The sequence below is a fragment of the Methanocella paludicola SANAE genome (genome assembly GCF_000011005.1).
Classification (GTDB): Archaea; Halobacteriota; Methanocellia; order Methanocellales; family Methanocellaceae; genus Methanocella; species Methanocella paludicola.
Genome location: NC_013665.1, coordinates 92,633 through 111,714, shown reverse-complemented (window position 1 = coordinate 111,714; position 19,082 = coordinate 92,633). Strand labels below are relative to the sequence as shown.

The window sequence follows — 19,082 nt, the reverse complement described above, 5'->3', positions numbered from 1 at the left end:
GTTTTCGGTGTCCAAATGTGCTAATTTGTGTTTTGGTGGGTCGAGTGTTTAGTGGTTGCGGGTTGAGCACCTCGTTGCCTTGGTGCGTACGCCCCAACTCTATCAAACCAGTCTTCTACTGGCACTCGGTGGCAGTCTCGTTTCAGGGTGTTTTTCGGGCTTAGATGCTTTCAGCCCTTACAACTTAGCGCGTGGCTGCACGGCCCGCCCTGTCGGACGACCGTTAGACTAGCGGCGCCGTTGCCTTGTTCCTCTCGTACTAAAAGCAACTTTCCCTCAGACTGCTTTGCACCCCTAACAGATAGTAACCGACCTGTCTCACGACGGTCTAAACCCAGCTCACGATCTCCTTTAATAGGCGAACAACCTCACCCTTGGCCGCTGCTGCACGGCCAGGATGGAAAGAACCGACATCGAGGTAGCAAGCCGCCGGGTCGATATGTACTCTTGCCGGCGACGACTCTGTTATCCCCGGGGTAGCTTTTCTGACATCAATGTCCCCCACATTGGGGGAGCATTGGTTCGTTAAGCCCGACTTTCGTCTCACGAAACCTTGTTGTGCGGTTGCGTGTCAAGCCAACTTATGCCTTTACACTCTTCACCGAGTTTCTGACTCGGTTGAGTTGACCTTAGGGCGCCATCGATACCTTTTCGAGGGCGTGCCGCCCCAGCCAAACTGCCCGCCTATCGATGTCCCAAGTTAGGTTAGGGTCGCAGTCACCAAAGGATAGTGTCTCATTGTCCCCTCCCCCCAGACTGGCGCCTGGGGCTCGACGGGTCCTATCTACTCTGCACAATGGTGGCCGCAACCCAACGACAGGTTGCAGTAAAGCTCCACGGGGTCTTCACTTCCCATTAGGGGTCCCTAGACTCTGCACTAGGATGTAATGTTCACCGGCGCCTGGCCAGGGACAGTAGAGCGCTCGTTGATCCATTCATGCAAGCCGCCAATTAAGCGGCAAGGTACTACGCTACCTTAAGAGGGTTATAGTTACCCCCGCCGTTGACGGGCCCTTCTTCCCCTTGTACGAGGTTTTCAGGTACCCGCACTGGGCAGGATTCACTGATCGTACTAGATCTTACGATTTGGCGATCAGCTATGTTGTTATTAGACAGTCAGCGCTCCCTCGTCACTGCGACCTGCTCCTCACGGAGCAGGCACCCCTTATCCCGAAGTTACGGGGCTAATTTGCCGAATTCCCTTGGCCAGGGTGTGCCGACACGCCTTAGTCTTCTAAACTAGGGGCACCTGTGTCGGATCTTGGTACGGATCCTCTGTTCCCTTTTCACGGGTTCCCCGCGTGACACTGCTTACGTCATCACATATTACACGCTTTCTCACCATTACGGTTCTCCAGCATGCTATTAGCTTGAACAGGCTGACAGGCCTGCCAGCGCTAGCGGGAAACGTCAGTTTTAGCACAGAGAAGTACAGGAATATTAACCTGTTTCCCTTTTGACCAGCTCCGGTTGAGGCTGGTCTTAGGACCGACTAACCCTCGGCTGACGATCATGGCCGAGGAAACCTAGCCCTTTCGGCGGCACGGATTCTCACCGTGCTATGCTGCTACTAATGCCAAGATTTTCTTACCCGCGCGCTCCACAGGACCTTACAGCCCTGCTTCCACGCCCGCGGATTGCCTCCCTACGAAATCACCTTGCGGTGTTCCAGGGTCTCGGTTGTCGACTTGAGCCCCGTCCATTTTCAGGGCCCCAAACCTCGACTGGTAAGCTGTTACGCTATTTTTAAAGGGTAGCTGCTTCTAAGCTCACCTCCCAGTTGTCTAGGGCTTGGGACGCCTTTCAGTGTTTACACTTAGTCGACAATTAAGGACCTTAACCCTGGTCTGGGTTGTCTCCCTTACGGACTAGAAGCTTACCCCCCAGCCCGGACTTCCCACCATCTACAACGAGAGCGACTTTGGAGTTTGACAAGGGGACGAGCAGTTTCCCGCCCGGCTCCCCTAATCAGTGCTCTACCTCGCCCACAATCTCCGGTGAGGTCATACTTCGATATGTTTCGGGAGGAACCAGCTGTTTCCAAGTTCGATTGGACTTTCACCCCTAGACACAGGTCACGCGAACGATTTGCATATCAGTACCGCTAACGATCCTCCACGTAACTTTCGTTACGCTTCGATCTGCCCACGCCTAGATCACCTGGTTCCGGGTCGTGGCCCAATGACTCCGCGCGAACCCACGCCGCCCCTCGAAAAACTGCGGGCTTGTTGCTTTCGCTACGGCTTCCCCAATAATGGGTTAGCCTCGCCATTGGACCCCACTCCTTGGCCCGTTCTTCAAAACGTACGACAGGACACTGGCAACCGCTCTCGTACAACACCCTCGCGAGTGCTTCCTTCGAGCGGAAGATCCTTTCATGCCCATGTCGCTCCATCGCCGTCCGATTTCAGGCTCTTTTAACCTCCCTATTCAGGGTGCTTTTCAGCTTTCGATCACTCTACTATTGCGCTATCGGTCTCGAGATATATTTAGCCTTGGAGGAATGTGTCCCCCAGTTTCCCGCGAGATATCCGACCCACGGTACTCAAGAACTCGCCACATCCTACTCGCTACGAACACGGGGCTATCACCCTCTACGGCCCCCCGTTCCAGGGGAGTCATTCTCACGAGTGTCGGACTAAAAGGCGGTCTTACAACACCACATCTCCTTGCCCTCTCGGGCAGGATTCGGTTTAGGCTCTGCTGTGTTCACTCGCCGTTACTAACAGCATCTCAAATTGATTTCTCTTCCAGCCCCTACGCAGATGTTTCAACTCAGGGCGTTCCCAACCCTTATCGGGTCATACGAGAAGTCTCATTAGGAAATCCCGGGCTCAAAGGCTCCATGCGCCTCCCCCGGGCTTATCGCAGCTTGGCACGTCCCTCATCGGTCCTCGAGCCAAGCCATCCACCGGACGGCACAGCAACACCAAAACAATTTGATCATCAAAACCCCTATTTCGGAGCGTTGACGATTTGCTAGTTATGCCCTTTCGGGCGTTAGCACACCCTTGACTTTTACATCAAGGACTTATTTGGCCACTGTGACAAATTTACCTACGATCTATGTTTGCGAATTCGTTTGTAAACTCAGAACCCTTTCGAGTCCCTCCATTACAATCCAATTCAGCGTCCAAAGACACACATATACACAGCATCACTTGCAAGACTAAACCAATGACATTAACCTGTGAAGTGGAATACGCCTTACCGGGAGCGTACTTACGAACGTCCCCGCCTGAAGCGTACTGTCACGGCTTTTGCCTGTGCATCAACCCCTTCCCCACCCACACTCTTGTGAGTAGGTGCACCGAGCACGATTATCATTACGTTTTATATTGACGTTTTTTTCCTCTTTCGAGGCTCATACATTGATGAGAGTGAGATCCGCTAAAACTCCGCAGAGCATTAGTGGATAGTGGACTTGCTGGGATTTGAACCCAGGGCCTCCGCCTTGCAAAGGCGGCGATCTTCCAGCTGATCTACAAGCCCCTCTGAAGGCAGACCTTTGGCCTGTCCATATTAGATTCGTTCAGTCGGTTGTTTTTCGAGTTTTCCCGGCCCGTGCGTCCTTACGGACGTTGCAAGGCAAATGTTTTTTTGTTTTACGTGAGTTCGGGCTATGCTTTTCAGCATAGCCGGCTCCGTCGTGAAATCGTTAGGAGGTGATCCAGCCGCAGATTCCCCTACGGCTACCTTGTTACGACTTAACCCCCCTTACAGAACATGAATTCGAGTCCTTCAATGAAAAGGATCCTCATTCACGCCCCGCTCGGGTGGTTTGACGGGCGGTGTGTGCAAGGAGCAGGGACGTATTCACCGCACTGTTTTGAAATGCGATTACTACGGATTCCATCTTCATGAGGGCGAGTTCCAGCCCTCAATCCGAACTAAGGATAGGTTTAAGAGATTGACGCCACCTTTCGGTGTAGTTACCCATTGTCCTATCCATTGTAGCCCGCGTGTAGCCCGGGATATTCGGGGCATACTGACCTACCGTCGACCAATCCTTCCTCTGACTTAGCGCCAGCGGTCTCCACAGTGTACTCGCCCTCCTCGCGGAGTCGTTAGCAACAGTGGAAATGGGTCTCGCTCGTTGCCTGACTTAACAGGACGCCTCACGGTACGAACTGACGACGGCCATGCACCTCCTCTCAGCTAGTCCGGCAAGGTCTTCAGCCTGGCCTTCATACAACTGTCGATCCCGGTAAGCTTCCCGGCGTTGAATCCAATTAAACCGCAGGCTCCACCCGTTGTGGTGCTCCCCCGCCAATTCCTTTAAGTTTCAGCCTTGCGGCCGTACTTCCCAAGTGGCCCGCTTCGCGGCTTCCCTACGGCACCACGACGATTCACGACCGTCGTGACACCTAGCGGGCATCGTTTACGGCTAGGACTACCCGGGTATCTAATCCGGTTCGTGCCCCTAGCTTTCGTCCCTCACCGTCGGACCTGTTCTGGTAGGACGCCTTCGCCACCGGTGGTCCCCGGAGGATTACAGGATTTCACCCCTACCCCCCGAGTACCTCCTACCTCTCCCAGTCCCAAGCAATGTAGTATCCCATGAAAGCCCAACGGTTAAGCCGCTGGATTTCCCAGGGGACTTGCAAAGCCGGCTACGGACCCTTTAGACTCAATAATATCGGCCACCACTCGAGCCGCCGGTATTACCGCGGCGGCTGGCACCGGTCTTACCCGGCCCTTGCTAACAACCGTTTTTTAGACGGTTGGACAGGCACCCAAGGTGGATGCCACTCGATGTCCCCCTATCGCAGTTGCCTGCATTGTAGAGTTTTCGCGCCTGCTGCGCCCCGTAGGGCCTGGATTCGTGTCTCAGAATCCATCTCCGGGCTCTTGCTCCCACAACCCGTACGGATTACAGGCACGCCGGTACGTTACACCGGCGTCAACCTAATCCGCCGCAGACCCATCCAAAGGCGTTGCCTTTCGACCACCAAGCATTCCAGCACTAGTGATCCATCCGGTATTATCCCCAGTTTCCCGGGGTTATCCCAGACCCTTGGGCAGGTTATCCACGTGTTACTGAGCAGTCCGCCGAGGGCATAACCCCTCACGACTCGCATGGCTTAATCGGACACCGATAGCAGTGACCTCTGGCAGGATCAACCAGAAATACGCACACTATCAAATCATTACTGTTTGCAAATTCACTTCACTAAGGAATTGCAGAGAAAATCTTGCCTGCACAAAACACCTGATACAAGTACCAGGCATTTTCACCGACCAAGAAAATTACTCGAACAACCAACCAAACATCAGAAACGCGACCACACCCCGAAGAAAAGGTGCGTCCCTCGAATCCTCATATGCCGCAGCCTTAGAACGGCCGTTCATCCCGTGTTAATACACAGGGTCGGGCCGTATGAGCGGACTGCGGCGATCATTGTGATTTATCCCCGCATTATGCGGGAATCACCTATAGTGTTTAATTCATATATATAGTTTGTGATTTGCCGGATTTGTGCGACGATCCGTCGTGAGACGAGCCATCGCGCACCAGGCGCACCTATACATATGTCCGCCCCCTGGCGCCCGTGCCTTTGCACAGTGCCTGTGACGGCGGATTCCTATATACTCCAGTAATGCTATTTATATGTTTCGCTTTTATGTAAGCCTGAGTAGAGTATTATCATAATGTTAATTACAAAATAGAAAGTTTTAAGATGAATAAGATGTAATTGTTTGCATAGCAGCCAGTATTTCAGGAGGGGTAAATATCTCAGGGGAAGCTTGTGACAAGAGCATGCCGTTTCATGCCCGTGAGGAGGCATACGGCCCGCCTCGCGCAGAATTGTATACGCGGGAAGATATAGAGGAGGTATTTCAATGCGTTTCTGCCCTATGTACGTGTGACCGGCTAAGCAGCCCGGCGAAGAGCGATCCGCTATTCAGGCCGCCCTTTCCGGCCGCAAGGGCCCGAGCGTTCCGGGAGGGGAAAGAAAAAAGCCTTATATCCTTTCATTTGCGTCCGGATCTCAGGGCGCTCTATCCCGTATCCACTCTTGCGTATTATTTAAGCGCGCCGATCGTGGAGGATGAGGATAATTATATCGCTTTTAGCCCGGGAGAGACGACCGACATACCCGGCGCCCCTGAGCTCGAGACGTGGGCGGGCGAGGCGCTGAGGAGGACATTTTACCTGGACTGCGCGGTAAGGTACGCCGCAGTATCCGGGGGAAGGCTGAACGGCCTGGACGTGGAAAAGCTGCTCCGCGGGCGCGCGGAGGACATCTTCGAGATGGGGCCGGGAGAGCGCCTTATGTTATATTCGGGCGTGCGTGTAGTGCCAGGCATGCCGTCGTGGCATATGGCCGCATACCTGGACCCGGTCCCGGGGAGCGTGGAGGCGCTGCCTTTTCTGATGCGTTCCCTCGCCGCGATATATATGCCGCGGGCGTTCCCTGTTAACGAGAGAGCGGTCGTATCGATGTCGGTCCATGAGTTCCTGGGAAAGCAGAAAGGGCCCGATACTGCATGCCCCGGAGGTCATGTCGTCCTGCCGTCGCTGCGTGAGGCCGGCATCCAGCTCTGGTTCTCGGACGGGTTCCCGGTGGATGCGTCAAAAGTGAGCCTGCGTTCGATATCCGGGAAGAGGCGTGAAAGAAAAAACAAGGGCACGTCGATCGGCATCGTATGTAATGAGGAGTCCATGTCGGGCGAGGTCGATGCCATTATCGACGCTCTTGGGGATACTGAGGCTTCCGTTGAGATTCTCTGGGATGCCAGCGTCGATAAGTATGCCGGGGCCTTCGCCCGCGGCTTCGACGTACTACAGGTCATCGGCCATTGCGATGAGAGAGGGCTCAAATGCCATGACGGGTTCGCGAGCGTAAAGGACATAGAAAAGAACAGGACGCCCATGTTTTTCTTCAATTCCTGTGCGAGCTACCGTGAGGCGGCGCAGCTGGTCGAGTGGGGCTCCGTCTGCGGTGTGGCCACGCTTTTCAGGGTGCTTGAGGAGGCCGCGGTTGACCTGTGCAGGGATTTTTACCGGATGCTCGGCGCCGGCTATACTGCCTCCGTATCTCTCAACGCTGCCCGCGAGTGCTCCGCGCTGGGAAAAGAGTACCTGCTCCTGGGGAACGGCTCGTTCACATGTTTCGAGGGGGACCCCCTAAAGCCGTTCTACAGGATAAACTCCCGTCCTGGAGGGTTTTCGCTGGGATGTACTACGGGTAATGTCGACAAAGGGTACGTGGTGAGCTCCTGGTCTCCCGGGGGCAGGACGATGATCTCCGACCTGGGCTTCGAGACCGGGCCAATGAAGGCGGAACAGCTCATCGCGATATCGGAAAAGTTCCAGGGCTATTGCATCTACGGCCGCAGGCTTTACGAGAGCGTCGGGGACGCGGCCCTTAAGGCCCTGGAGGACTGGCGTTGTCGTACATGAAAAAAACGGCGCTTTTATAGTTGACGACCCTGAAGTTCCGGAAATATTTTTTCAGGTCCGTGCGCTCGGAGGAGAAGGGCCTTATCAGCAGGTCGGCGCCGACCGACTTCGCCACTTCGGCGATGCAGTCCTGCATGTCGATGGGGGGCCTTATCGAGTATATCAGCGACGCTCCCTCGTATAGCGCCATGCTGGGCCTGAAGATGTCGTCCCTCACGTATCGCACTCCTTCGGGGCCGCTCTCCCCGACGTCGGTGCAGACCACGTCGAAGTCTCCCTGGAGGAGCTCCGCCACCTCGGGGTGGCCGCCTATGCCCACCTCCACGATCTTGCATCCTGCGGGATACCGCGCCCTGATGTAGCCCGCGATGTCCTCATAACCTATAATTGACATGAGCACCCATATTACTGGAGTGGCCATATATAAAATAAAGGGGTGTATTTCCTGATCACGATCAGGCCTTTCGAGTTCGACGATTCACGGGCCGTCCTGGACATGGAGGAGGCGATCTTCAACGAGCCGAACCCTCTATTGTACGCGATGATCGAGAGCCGGCCGGCAGAGGGCTTCATCGTGGCAGAGGAGGACGGCGAGGTCTGCGGCTATTTACTGGGCACCCTGCTAATGGACGAGGCCAGGATATTGTTGATCGCGGTGAAGGACAGCCGCAGGCGCATGGGGATCGGCTCCAGACTGGTCAACGAGTACATCGAATCCGTCAAGGGCAGGGCCAGCATGATCCGCCTGGAAGTGCGCTCGAGCAACCTTGCGGCGCAGACGTTCTACTTCAAGCTCGGGTTCAGGTTCATCGGCATGGTGAGCAATTACTACCGGAATGGCGATAACGCCTACATCATGGTAAGGCCGATGGAAAATTTCACGCTATTCCTTTAAAAAAAAGAATTGAGGCGGGCAGAGCCCGCCGTTACGGGTTATTCGGTCGTTATTACCTTAACGCCGGCGGGCTGCTTCACGATGCTGCCCATCTTCACGCCGACGAGGTACTCGAGGTTCTTCTCCGCGGCGATGTCTAGCATGCGCTGCGTGATGACGCCGTCGAACACGACGCTCTTCACGTCGCCGTTGGTCTCTTTCAGGACGTTGGCGAGATCACGTACCGCGACCTTCTGCAGGACGTTCTTGTTCGCGTCCAGCAGCTTGGCGCTCAGCGTGCCGGCCAGGTCCTTCATTATTTCGGCGAATTCCCCGGCTTCTTTTGGCTCGGCTTTTTTGACCTCAGGCTGCTGTTCCTGCGGCTGTTGCTCCCGGGGCTCACGCCTTTCCTGCCGCTCCTGGCGTTCTTCCATGCGGCGGTAGCTTTTGCGCCTGGGCGTTTCGCCTCTCTCACCGCGCTCCTGCCTTTCCGGGCGCTGGTAGCCTTCGCGCTGCTCCCTCGGGTATTCCCTTCCCTCTGGTCTCCCCTCAGGCCTGCCCTCCGGTCTCCCCTCGGGCCTGCCTTCGGGCCTGCCTTCGGGCCTGCCTTCGGGCCTGCCCTCGGGCTTGCCGTTCTCCTCGCGCTGCTGTTGCTGCTGCTTGTTGCGCCTGCGCGGGGGCACTTCGACGACCTGCTCTACGGGCACTTTGCTCCGTAGTGCCTTGATGATCTCCTTCTGGGTGAGGTCCTCGACGCTCTTGCCCTCGGGCGGCCTGGCCACGTAGTCCACGTCGGCCACCTGGAGCAACTCTTTCAGTATTAGCTCTCCGCCCCTGTCGCCGTCCGTGAACACCGTGACCGTCTTCTTCTTGCTCATCTCTGCGACGAGCTGAGGGACGTTGGTACCCTCAACGGCGATGGCGTTCTTGATGCCGCACTTGAGGAGGTTGAGCACGTCGGCCCTGCCCTCGACCACGATGATCGCGTCGGACTCCATGACGCCGGGCCCTGCCGGGAGGTTGTCGATGAAGGTGACCTCCTCGACCCTTACGGCGGACTTGACAGCGTCGGTGAGCTCCTGGCTCTCGGGCACGGTCTCGTCGAACATGGCGGTGAGGATGTGCTTGGCCCTCTCGATGATCTGCTGCCTCTTTGAGGAGCGGACGTCCTCGATTTTCGTGACGGAGATCTTGGAGATGCACGGCCCTACGCGGTCGATGGTCTCGAGCGCGGCCGCGAGGATCGAGGTCTCGATCTTGTCCAGGCTCGACGGTATTAAAATATTACCGCTCGACTTGCCGTACTTTGAGGTGATGTTCACTTCGATCCGGCCTATCCTGCCGGTCTTCTGGAGCTCCCTCAGGTCGAGGTCGGCGCCAAGAAGGCCTTCTGTCTGGCCGAACACTGCTCCTACCACGTCCGGGCGCTCTACGACGCCTTCAGCACTGATATGAGCGTGAATCACGTATTTTGTAGTGTCGGATTCTTCCATTTTTTAACACTTCCTTTGTTAATAATTTTTGAAACGTTCTACATGGGGCCCGTGAACCTTTCCTAAAATAGTCGGTAATAAGAGGCAGCAGCGCTTTGCAGTAGCTGCTCCCTGTAACTAATGGCGTGCATTAGCCTGTAACACAAGCCCATTCCAAATAAACGGCGTTATGGTGAAGCCGTTTTTCGAATATGATGAGTGATGATTATTACCTGCTATTGATAGGAGTTGAGCACGGGTGTGCTACTCTCATGGAGCTATTGTCCCTCTCACGGATCTTATCGCTCCCATGGAGCGTGTTACACTCACGGGGGCGTATTGCCCTTACGTGACAGATCCTATGTGATCGTGTATCCATGTGGATACGACACCATCTATAGGATATGATGGTATATATTTACCTTGTTATTCTTTGTCGTGAATGTTTAATAATGTTGTGGTTTAACGGCGCATGCCAGCCTCAAGCGCTCGATATAGCCGTGGAGGCCCTCGATATCCTTGACCTCCTTTTTCGTAAGGATGCGGAGCTTCTTCCTGGGCTCCATGTCGGGGCGCGAGCCGTTGGACTTGAGGTACGTTTCGGCGTTCCTCGCGACCTCCTCCCCCCGCTCGTCCCAGTCGGTGAGCACGATGATGTCTGCGCTCTGCCTGGAGACGCGCTCGGCCAGGTTGAACAACGTCTCCTGCGACGTCATGACGATATTTCCGGTGATGCCCAGTGACTCCATCGAGGCCCTGTCACGAGGGCCTTCGACCAGGATGGTCGTGCCCATTTCGGCCCTGGCGGCCACGGCATCCAGGACCTCCTGGATCTTCGCCAGACGTTCGCACTCGTCTATTGGAGCGCACCCCCGAGCCTTCTGAGGACTTCTTCCCGGGAAGCCCCCAGCACCTTGACCGACTTACGGCTGTCACGGGCTCCGGACGTGATCTCGATGCGGGACTCCGGTATGCCGAGCAATGCCGACAGCTCGCCGATGAGTTCCTCGTTGGCCCTGCCCCGCTCGGGCGGCGCCTTCAGCCGGGCCTCGATGCGCCTGCGCCACTCGTTATAGCCCGAGGGCACCCGGGTCTCCTTCGCCCCCGGGGAGACCTCGAAGTCTATGAGCACCCCGTCAGAAGAGGCCCTGACCGCGTCCTGGAAAGCCATTAAAAATAATGTTATTCTGGCCGGGTAAAAGCGTTCTGGTGCGTTACTCCGATGTGCCCTCGGGGCACTTGCTGTCCCGGCACGCGGAGTTGCACTCGCACTTTGAGCAATGCTCGTCGCAGGGCTCGAAGTGGATGGTGATGCTGGACCTTGGGAAGGCCTGGCGGAGGTCGTCCTCGAGGTGGTCGGACAGGCTGTGCGCCTCGCTCACCGTCAGGTTCTTCGAGACGACCAGGTGGAGGTCCATGAACCGGTCAGAGCCGGACCTGCGGGTGCGAAGCTCGTGGAAGCTCGCGAACTGGAGGTAGTGGTCGGAGATGATGCCCTTGATCTTCTCCTCCTCCGAGGCGGGCAGGCTGGTGTCCATCAGGTCCGAGGCAGCGCGCCTGGTGAGGTCGTACGCGGCCTTCATGATGAACACTGCTACGGCGATCGCGAACAGCGGGTCAAGGAATTTCCAGCCGGTCAGACGGATGAGCACTAAGCCGGCGAATATGCCCAGGGACGTATAGACGTCCGTCCTGAGGTGCCAGGCGTCGGCCTCCAGGGCGATGGACTCGGTGGCCTTCGCCGCCTTCATGAGCCTGTTCGAGACGTACCAGTTCGCGGCGGCCGAGATGGCCATGACCGCTATGCCGGCGATGAGCAGGCCCGTGTTGAGCTCCTCTCCCTGGCCCATCAGCTTGAGCGCGGCCTCCCGGATGATGAGTATGGCCGCGATGAAGATGAGCACGGCCTCGATGAGCCCGGAGAAGTCCTCGAACTTGCCGTGGCCGAACTTATGCTCCCTGTCGGGGGGCTCGCTTGACTTCTTTACCGAGATGAACGCGATGATGGCCGCCACGAGGTCGATTGCCGAGTGGATGGCCTCGGATATGATGCTCACCGAGCCGATGGCGAGGCCTACGGCCAGCTTCATGATGACGAGCATCGTGTTCGATAAAATGGATAGCCTGGCGGTGGACCTTTTTACCTGGTTGGCCCGCTCGATCCTGTCAATAGTCGCTTCCTTTCCCTGAGAATTCAACACAATCTACCGACCGTGGTAAAACCTTGGTATACGCTCATCACCTATAAAGCTTCTCGAAAGAATAAAACATAATAAGTGGATATCCCCGCGCCACTAACTCCGGGAGATCACACTCTGACTGTTGTCGACGTCCCTCCCAGTTACCCTCGTGGCCGGGGTTGAATGTACCGCGTTGAGGTTGTCTTGTCCCTCACAGATAGGGTGTCCCATTAACTCGGGCAAGGACCTTACAACACGATTTGACTATATAGCACTCCTTATGCACGGGCGATCACAAGATCATTGACTGATGTATTCACGCCCGTCCTCGTGGAGAGCACAGATACTGTATTTTGCAGGCTTATAAAGCTTATGACGTGCGCCCGGGAAGTTTCCTTTCGTATCCTCTGCCCCGGATGAACTTTCCCCGGCCGCGGCGGCCCAGGAACTCCTTTCCGTCAAGCAGCAGCGTGCCGCGCTGCATCACCGCGTGCGGGAAGATGGCTTCCATCCCCTCGTAGGGGGTCCATCCCGCCTTGCTGTGGAGCTCGTAGGGGCGTATGACCCTGCGGGCGCCCATGTCGACGAAGATCAGGTCGGCATCGTAGCCCTCCTCGATCCGGCCCTTGTTATTTATCCCGAATATCCGGGCGGGGTTCGCCGTGGTCATATCGATGAAGCGCTGCAGGGGCAGCCGGCCGTCAGCGACCTCTTTTAAAATTAGCGGCGCCATGGTCTCTACCCCCGGCACGCCCGAGGGAGCCGATCTGATGTCGGCCGCCTTCTCCTCCCGGGTGTGGGGGGCGTGGTCGGAGGCGAGCACGTCGATGGAGCCGTCCCTGGCCGCCTTCCAGAGCGCCTCAACGTCCCGCAGGGGCCTCAGGGGCGGGTTCATTTTGCCGTACGACTTCAGCTTTTCCCAGTGGCGCATGTTTAGCAGCAAATGGTGAGGGGTCACGTCGCAGGTTATGGGCTCTCCCCGGAGGGCCTCCACGGCCTTCGCCGTGCTGATGTGGGTGATATGCATGGCGGCGCCCGTCTCGTGCTCGAGGCGCACCGCCGCCTTCACCGCGTTGAGCTCCGACCCGGGCGGCCTCATCTGCGAATATACGTCCGGGCTGTCATCCCTAGCAAGCTCCCTGGCCTTTTCAGCGTTGAGGGCCTCGTCCTCGGCATGGATGCTCGCCGTCGCGCCTAATCGTTTTATCTCCAGCAGCGCCGCCTTCAGCGCCTGCTCGTCCACGCTGAACCCGCCCGTGCTCTTCGCCATGAATATCTCGCCGAAGGCGAGGGCGCCCCGCCTCCACAGCACGGGCAGCGCCTTTAAATTGCCAGAAACGCCCCCGTTGATGGCGAAGTCGATCATCGAGCGGTTCTGCGCCACGGTGAGCTTGATTTTAAAGGACTCCTCGTCGAACGTGGGAGGGTCCGTGTTGGGCATGTCCACCACGGCGGTTACGCCGCCGTATATGGCCGCCCTGCTGCCCGAGAGCCAGTCCTCCTTCTCCTCCTGGCCCATGTCCCGGAAGTGGACGTGGGAGTCGATGACGCCGGGCAAAACGAGCATGTTACGGGCATCGTATGCCTGCTCGCCCTTCAGTATCTTGGCGATCCGTGCGATGCGGCCCTCGTCGATGCCTATCGAGCATGTGACGATGTCTTCCCCGAAGGGCACCCTGGCGTTCTCCACTACGAGCTCGTGCATCAGTGTAACACTCCCACGATGGGATAATAAGTTTGCGTTTTTCAGGATATGCAGCAACGGATATCCGACGTGTATCCGGCGTACTATATATTTTTATATGGCATTTAGCCCAATGATAATATTAAAATTCGGCGAGCATAAAAACGCCTACTGTTATAATGATTTTTCGTTATAGATTTACTATATAGACTATATATAAATATATAGCAAAGCCTATAACCTTTGCCAGAAACTTGTTCTAAACTACGGTGGCTGACAAATGGACCCGTTCCTGCTCATGGCGATAGCGATCATCGTGGCCCTTCTCTTCGACGTGATGAACGGCTTCCACGATACTGCGAACGCCGTGGCCACTGTCATTTATACGAAGGCCCTGCCCCCGCAGGTCGCCATAGGCATGTGCGCCATCATGAACATGGTGGGGCCGTTCCTGCTCGGGACGGCCGTCGCCAAGGTCATCGCCACAAGCATCATCCCTTCTGAAAAACTGACCATCGCCATCGTCGTTGCGGGGCTCATGGGGGCGATCATCTGGGACCTCGTAACGTGGTATTACGGCCTCCCCGTAAGCTCTTCTCATGCCCTCATCGGAGGCCTCGTGGGCTCGGGCCTGGCGGCCATCGGCCTCTCGGGCGTGAAATGGGGCGGCCTGACCAACATCGTCCTGGCCCTTTTTATATCGCCCGTCATCGGGATCGTCCTGGGCCTTGTCTTTATGTACCTCATCGGCCGGTTCATCATCTCGCGCATGGGACGGGAGCAGGCCAATGCTGTTTTCAAGAAGGTCCAGATCCTTTCCTCTGCGGCCGTATCGCTCACTCACGGCTCCAACGACGCCCAGAAGACCATGGGCATCATCGCCATGTTCGTGGCCGTCACATACGGCACTGGCACGCCCGTCATCGAGCCATGGATCATCATCGCCTGCGCGGCGGCTATCGGCCTGGGGACCGCGTTCGGGGGATGGCGGATCATCAGGACGCTGGGCGAGCGGATAGGAAAGGAAGAGCTTTCTCCGTCGCAGGGATTCGCCGCCGAGACCGCCACGGCGCTCACCATCGCCATCGGCTCCCACGTGGGCGCCCCTATCAGCACGACGCACGTCATCTCCTCGAGCATCGTCGGCACGGTCATGGCCGGCGGCACGGGCGTTTTAAATAAGAACGTAGTATTAAATATATTGACCGCGTGGTTATTGACCATACCCGTAGCCGCCATAGGGGCGGCGATATCCTATTTCATCCTGACGCTGGTGGGAATATGAGCGATCCTTTACACTCGATGCTAGACCTTTTCGCGAAGTCGCCCTTCAAGCCGCTCAACGAGCACGCCGAGAAGGTAAAACAGACCGTCCTGAAGATGGACGGGGCGGTGCACGCCTACGTGGAGGGAGATAAGGCAAAGGTGGAGGGATCGTATAAGCAGATCAGCGAGCTCGAGCACGAGGCCGACGAGGTGAAGCACGCCATCCGGGAGCACCTGCCATCGTCGCTCATGATGCCCGTGGACAGGACGGACATCCTTACTTTCTTAAAGCAGCAGGACGACGTGGCCAACAGCGCCGAGATGGTCGCCCAGCTCCTCGACATGAAGATGGTGGCGATGCCCCCCGCCGTGAAGGACATATTACTGAAACTGGAGAAGGAAGTGCTGGTCACCGTGGAGGAGCACGTGGACGCCGCCGGCAAGATCACGACCCTCCTGGACTCCGCCTTCGCGGGAAGGCACGTGAAGGAGGTCCAGGCGATCATCGACCGCGTGGACGGCCAGAAGCACAACGTGGACGTCCTGAAGCTCGAGGCCATGAAGGCCATCTACGAGCACGAGAAGGAACTTGGCCCCGTCGGCGTCTTCCACCTCATCGAGCTCGTCCAGGAGATGGGCTGGGTCGCCGGCCACGCGGAGAGCGCGTCCGACCGGCTTCGCCTCATCGTAGCCAAGCGCTAAAACTATTTTCTCACTTCGCACCTGTCGAGCGCCGTGTCGATCTTTTCCTCCACGACCTCGCCTTTGGGGGACGTCTCCTGGAAGATCTGGCCCTGAAACGTGTACACCTTGGTCACGTCATCGACCCACGCGTCGGGCGAGAGGCCGGCCTTCAGGCAGCCGTACTCTAAATATTCCTCCGGCCCCCAGCCCTGCTCTACGGGCACCTGGGGCAGCAACAGGCCCCGGTAGAGCCCCCTCTCGACGATGATGCCGTCCCTGCCGATGACCAGATGGCCGGGCCGGTCGACGGGCTTTACTTTCAAAGGCTCGGGCTCGCTGAGCACTGTCACCTCCACGGATATGCGGTCCAGCTCGGCGCTCCTCACCCTCGGGAAGCGCGGGTCCTGCGTGGCCGCCTGCACGGCCGCGTCCGCCAGCGCCTTGCTCAGCGGCAGGTCCGGGTACGGGTAGCCGATGCACCCCCGCAGGTCCCCGTCCTGCTTGAGCGTGACGAACACGCCCGACAGGTCTTTGAAAGCTTCGGGCAGCTCGACATTCGGCATTTTATTCGTCCTCACGTACTCCTCGATGACCCTCCGGGCCGTCTTCACCGCCAAAGTCCCCTCTTCCAGGCTTAACATGATTAATTATACGACGGCCCCGGCAAAAAATGTGGCGCAGGAAGAAGTTAGCAAATATATAAATACGAGCCCGGGACATGTTTCACCGCACATAGCTCGTGAGAGGGGAGGGACGGCCGCCGCCTTCGAGGTGAGGAAAGTCCCCCCACCATTTGGATACGCAAATGCCCGTGAGGGCATACGGCGAGAGTCGTGGCAATGGCACAGAAACGGCACGGCCGCGGGTTAAAGCGGTGATCCGGGAACGGTGAGGTCGCCCGCGCGCCGATGAAACGGTGAATCCTTGCGGGTGCAAGCTGAAGCGGGCCATAAAGGGGAGTCCAGACCCGGCCCCGGTAGAAGCGCATAGATGAATGCCGTCGGCCTTCGGGCCAGGAACATAAGGGGGCTTACTATCCCGACTCACGAGCTATTCCACTTTTCGACAAAATTTTTACCGCGGTGAAAACTATTTATTACATCGAGCGTACGTTTAATTACGTTTTATATATTGCTGAAATAAATATATACGGCGCGGTAGCGTAATGTTATTGAGCGGCATGCATAAATATCGTCTGGGACTGGAGGAACTCGACGCGGCTGTCGGGGGCGTGAGCGGCGGCTCGGGAATACTGGTCGAGGGGCCGCCGATGGGCTGCAAGCAGGCCATCGTCTACTCCCTCATCAAGCGGGGCCTCGAGGACGGCGAAGGGGTCATCCTGGTGCCCACGATGGAGACGGGCAGGAACGCCCTCGCCGCTTACGGTGACGCTGATAACTTGCGGGTCATCGACTGCATGTCACGTCCCATGGGCATGGCCGAGGCAGTATCGGACAATATAAAGTACGTTAACGGCCCGGCCGACCTGACGGGCATGGGCGTATGGTCCGGGAGGCTCATGGACGAGCTCAAGGGCAGGCCGGTGAGGCTGTGCGTCGACTCGATCTCGACGCTGCTCATGTACTCGCACCTTCAGGTCATATTCCGCTTCATCCACCTGCTGAACGGCCGGATCCAGGCCGCCGGCGGCATCTCGATAGGCGTCGTGGACGAGGGCATGCACGATGAAAAGACAATGGCATCGCTCCGGCAGCTATACAGGGCCGCGCTGGAGCTGAAAGAGGCCGACAGCTATTGCTGCGTGAGGGCCGTGGGGCTCACGCCCAGGCCGACTCCCTGGGCCAGGTTCGAGGAGGTGATCGAGTGATCAACAAGAACGTCAAGAGGACCGGCATACCTACGCTGGACGACTGCCTGAAGGGCGGCATACCCATCGGGAAGACCTTACTGTTCTACGGTAAGCCCCTCTCGGAGAGCGACGTCTTCATCATGCAGGCCGTGTACACCAACCTTGCGGACGACGAGGTCTGCTATTACGTGGCGAGCACCTACAGCCCGGACGTGGTCAGGGCCGGCTTCAAGGACTACGGCTGGGACACCTCGAAGTACGCCCGGCGTTTCGAGATCATCGACGCATACTCCCCCCTTGTGGGCGCCTCATCCGGAGAGCGTTTTTCAGTGAAAGACCCGGAGAGCATCGAGTCGTATGACGAGACCATCTCAGGCATCATCGACATGCTCTCGCCGGGCGACATGCTCGTCTTCTCCTCACTTTCGGCGCTTCTGGACCACTGCACCTGCGGGGGGGAGGAAGTCCTCAGGTATGCCCGCAAGTGGAACAAGATGGCCGTCATTAAGGGGGCCATCGTCATATACAACTTCGTGGAGAGGGACTACGATCCCGGGCTCATGGAGCACGTGAAGAGCGGGCTATGTAATGCCGCCGTCCAGGTGGGCGGGCTGGGCGCCGACATGATCTATGGCCATTTTTTTAAGACGCACGCCTGCGACTGGGCGAGGCGCGCGGACCGGCCCACGCTGTTCAAGGTCAACCGGCCCGGCGGCATAACCGTGCACATCCCGAAGCTCCTCGTGACCGGGCCCCAGGGCTCAGGCAAGTCGACGTTCGTCAGGACGGCCGCGACCCTGTCGTCCGGCAAGTGCGTGTCCGTGGACCGTATGGGCACCACGATAGCGGGCGACCACGCGCAATTAACTATAAAGGGGTTCTCAGTGGACCTGTTCGGCACGCCGGGCCACAGGCTGTTCGTCAAGACCCTGAACGCGTTCGCGGTCGACGCCATGGGCATCGCAGTCGTCATCGATTCCTCTGAGCCGGACACGGAGGCCGCCCTGGAGATACTGCGGACCATCCGGCACGAGGGCGTGCCCTATATCGTGGTCGCGAACAAGCAGGATGCCCGGGACGCCATGGACGTAGAGCGTATCCGCCGGCAGCTGGGCCTGGCGGAGGAGGAGCCGGTGATCGGCGCCTGCTCCAATAACTGCCACGACGTACAGCGGGCCCTCGAGATGCTGATCGGCATGGTCGTCGAGAGCCCCGGCTCCGGCCGGGAAGAGAAGTTCGGCGCGATCATCGACGGCCTCCGGCGGGTCCGGGGCGTCCGGGCCGCGGCCGTCGTCTCCACGGGAGGCATCCTGAAGGCGGCCGAGATCCCCGGGGGCATACAGGGCGAAAGGGTCGCTTTCGCCGCATCCACCATCCTCACGACGGCCGAGGCGGCGGCGGAAGACCTGGGGCAGGGAACCCTGGGGCGGCTTTTGGTGGACCTTGACGGGCGAGAGCTCATGGTCATGGGGGCGGACGAGCGGAACATGCTCGTCCTGCTCGCCGAGCACGACGGCAACCCCGGCCCCATCTACGCGGAGGCCGTGCGGGCCGTGGATAAGATCAAAGAGATCCGGGGCAGGTAGCCGGCCGCCTCCGGCATGCTGCGGTCGCTTTAAGGCCTATTTAACCATGAAAAGCCGGCGGGCAGTTTTTACCTGGCAACGGAAACCCATATTTTAATGAAGCACGTATATATATCGG

General features: G+C 57.8%; 13 protein-coding genes, 1 tRNA gene, 2 rRNA genes and 1 other RNA gene. 7 read left to right on the top strand and 10 right to left on the bottom strand.

Annotated features, from left to right (window positions below):
- Positions 1-28: 28 nt before the first annotated feature.
- The 3 genes from MCP_RS00620 to MCP_RS00610 form a co-directional block, all read right to left on the bottom strand.
- A 23S ribosomal RNA gene (locus MCP_RS00620) occupies positions 29-2,937 on the bottom strand.
- 482 nt (positions 2,938-3,419) lie between these two features.
- A tRNA-Ala gene (locus MCP_RS00615) sits at positions 3,420-3,492 on the bottom strand.
- A 168-nt stretch (positions 3,493-3,660) separates the two neighbouring features.
- Positions 3,661-5,131: ribosomal RNA gene (locus tag MCP_RS00610) — 16S ribosomal RNA — on the bottom strand.
- The 16S and 23S rRNA genes sit together here with 1 tRNA gene alongside, the layout of an rRNA operon.
- Before the next feature lie 849 nt (positions 5,132-5,980).
- On the opposite strand from MCP_RS00610, the gene MCP_RS00605 reads away from it, so the two are divergent.
- Positions 5,981-7,408: a hypothetical protein gene (locus MCP_RS00605; protein WP_231845121.1), complete on the top strand. Its 1,428-nt coding sequence runs from the start codon at positions 5,981-5,983 to the stop codon at positions 7,406-7,408.
- Here the strand turns inward: MCP_RS00605 and MCP_RS00600 are convergent.
- Positions 7,374-7,802 (bottom strand): UPF0146 family protein, encoded by a 429-nt coding sequence (locus MCP_RS00600; RefSeq protein WP_012898867.1) that lies wholly within the window; start codon positions 7,800-7,802, stop codon positions 7,374-7,376. The genes MCP_RS00605 and MCP_RS00600 overlap by 35 nt on opposite strands.
- A 42-nt stretch (positions 7,803-7,844) precedes the next feature.
- Between MCP_RS00600 and rimI the strand changes: the two genes are divergently transcribed.
- Entirely contained in the window at positions 7,845-8,303 is a 459-nt protein-coding gene (gene rimI, locus MCP_RS00595; protein WP_012898866.1) for a ribosomal protein S18-alanine N-acetyltransferase, read from the top strand.
- Between the two features lie 38 nt (positions 8,304-8,341).
- Here the strand turns inward: rimI and dnaG are convergent, their stop codons facing one another.
- The 5 genes from dnaG to MCP_RS00570 form a co-directional block, all read right to left on the bottom strand.
- Entirely contained in the window at positions 8,342-9,775 is a 1,434-nt protein-coding gene (gene dnaG, locus MCP_RS00590; RefSeq protein ID WP_012898865.1) for a DNA primase DnaG, read from the bottom strand.
- A gap of 425 nt (positions 9,776-10,200) precedes the next feature.
- A complete protein-coding gene (locus tag MCP_RS00585) occupies positions 10,201-10,566 on the bottom strand; it encodes a toprim domain-containing protein (RefSeq protein ID WP_012898864.1) in 366 nt (121 codons plus the stop codon).
- A gap of 44 nt (positions 10,567-10,610) precedes the next feature.
- Complete coding sequence (locus MCP_RS00580) at positions 10,611-10,925, bottom strand: DUF167 domain-containing protein (RefSeq protein WP_012898863.1); 315 nt, start codon at positions 10,923-10,925, stop codon at positions 10,611-10,613.
- A gap of 43 nt (positions 10,926-10,968) precedes the next feature.
- Positions 10,969-11,955, bottom strand: coding sequence for a cation diffusion facilitator family transporter (locus tag MCP_RS00575; RefSeq protein WP_012898862.1), 987 nt, complete (start codon positions 11,953-11,955; stop codon positions 10,969-10,971).
- Between the two features lie 349 nt (positions 11,956-12,304).
- On the bottom strand, positions 12,305-13,639 hold the full coding sequence (locus tag MCP_RS00570; protein ID WP_012898861.1) for a dihydroorotase: 1,335 nt from the start codon (positions 13,637-13,639) through the stop codon (positions 12,305-12,307).
- Positions 13,640-13,898: 259 nt separating this feature from the next.
- Here MCP_RS00570 and MCP_RS00565 point away from each other — a divergent pair, with 259 nt between their 5' ends.
- Positions 13,899-14,903 carry an inorganic phosphate transporter gene (locus tag MCP_RS00565; protein WP_012898860.1) on the top strand — a complete coding sequence of 335 codons (1,005 nt, stop codon included), beginning with the start codon at positions 13,899-13,901 and terminating at the stop codon, positions 14,901-14,903.
- Positions 14,900-15,586: a TIGR00153 family protein gene (locus MCP_RS00560; protein WP_012898859.1), complete on the top strand. Its 687-nt coding sequence runs from the start codon at positions 14,900-14,902 to the stop codon at positions 15,584-15,586. Before MCP_RS00565 ends, MCP_RS00560 begins: the two co-directional genes overlap by 4 nt.
- A gap of 2 nt (positions 15,587-15,588) precedes the next feature.
- Here MCP_RS00560 and MCP_RS00555 read toward each other — a convergent pair whose 3' ends face one another.
- Positions 15,589-16,209, bottom strand: a complete 621-nt coding sequence (locus MCP_RS00555; protein WP_012898858.1) for a TIGR00296 family protein — start codon at positions 16,207-16,209, stop codon at positions 15,589-15,591.
- Positions 16,210-16,309: 100 nt separating this feature from the next.
- On the opposite strand from MCP_RS00555, the gene rnpB reads away from it, so the two are divergent.
- From rnpB to MCP_RS00540, 3 genes are all read left to right on the top strand, one after another.
- Positions 16,310-16,613, top strand: an RNA gene (gene rnpB, locus MCP_RS00550) — RNase P RNA component.
- Between the two features lie 120 nt (positions 16,614-16,733).
- Positions 16,734-17,396: a DUF7504 family protein gene (locus MCP_RS00545; protein WP_012898857.1), complete on the top strand. Its 663-nt coding sequence runs from the start codon at positions 16,734-16,736 to the stop codon at positions 17,394-17,396.
- Entirely contained in the window at positions 17,393-18,964 is a 1,572-nt protein-coding gene (locus MCP_RS00540) for an ATPase domain-containing protein (RefSeq protein WP_012898856.1), read from the top strand. The genes MCP_RS00545 and MCP_RS00540 overlap by 4 nt, the downstream gene beginning before the upstream one ends.
- Positions 18,965-19,082 lie beyond the last annotated feature (118 nt).

Coding starts and splice junctions, on each gene's coding strand:
- MCP_RS00600 (WP_012898867.1), bottom strand. CDS start 7,802: ATGTCAATTATAGGTTATGAGGACATCGCGGGCTACATCAGGGCGCGG.
- MCP_RS00555 (WP_012898858.1), bottom strand. CDS start 16,209: ATGTTAAGCCTGGAAGAGGGGACTTTGGCGGTGAAGACGGCCCGGAGG.
- MCP_RS00565 (WP_012898860.1), top strand. CDS start 13,899: ATGGACCCGTTCCTGCTCATGGCGATAGCGATCATCGTGGCCCTTCTC.
- dnaG (WP_012898865.1), bottom strand. CDS start 9,775: ATGGAAGAATCCGACACTACAAAATACGTGATTCACGCTCATATCAGT.
- MCP_RS00580 (WP_012898863.1), bottom strand. CDS start 10,925: ATGGCTTTCCAGGACGCGGTCAGGGCCTCTTCTGACGGGGTGCTCATA.
- MCP_RS00570 (WP_012898861.1), bottom strand. CDS start 13,639: ATGCACGAGCTCGTAGTGGAGAACGCCAGGGTGCCCTTCGGGGAAGAC.
- MCP_RS00560 (WP_012898859.1), top strand. CDS start 14,900: ATGAGCGATCCTTTACACTCGATGCTAGACCTTTTCGCGAAGTCGCCC.
- MCP_RS00545 (WP_012898857.1), top strand. CDS start 16,734: ATGTTATTGAGCGGCATGCATAAATATCGTCTGGGACTGGAGGAACTC.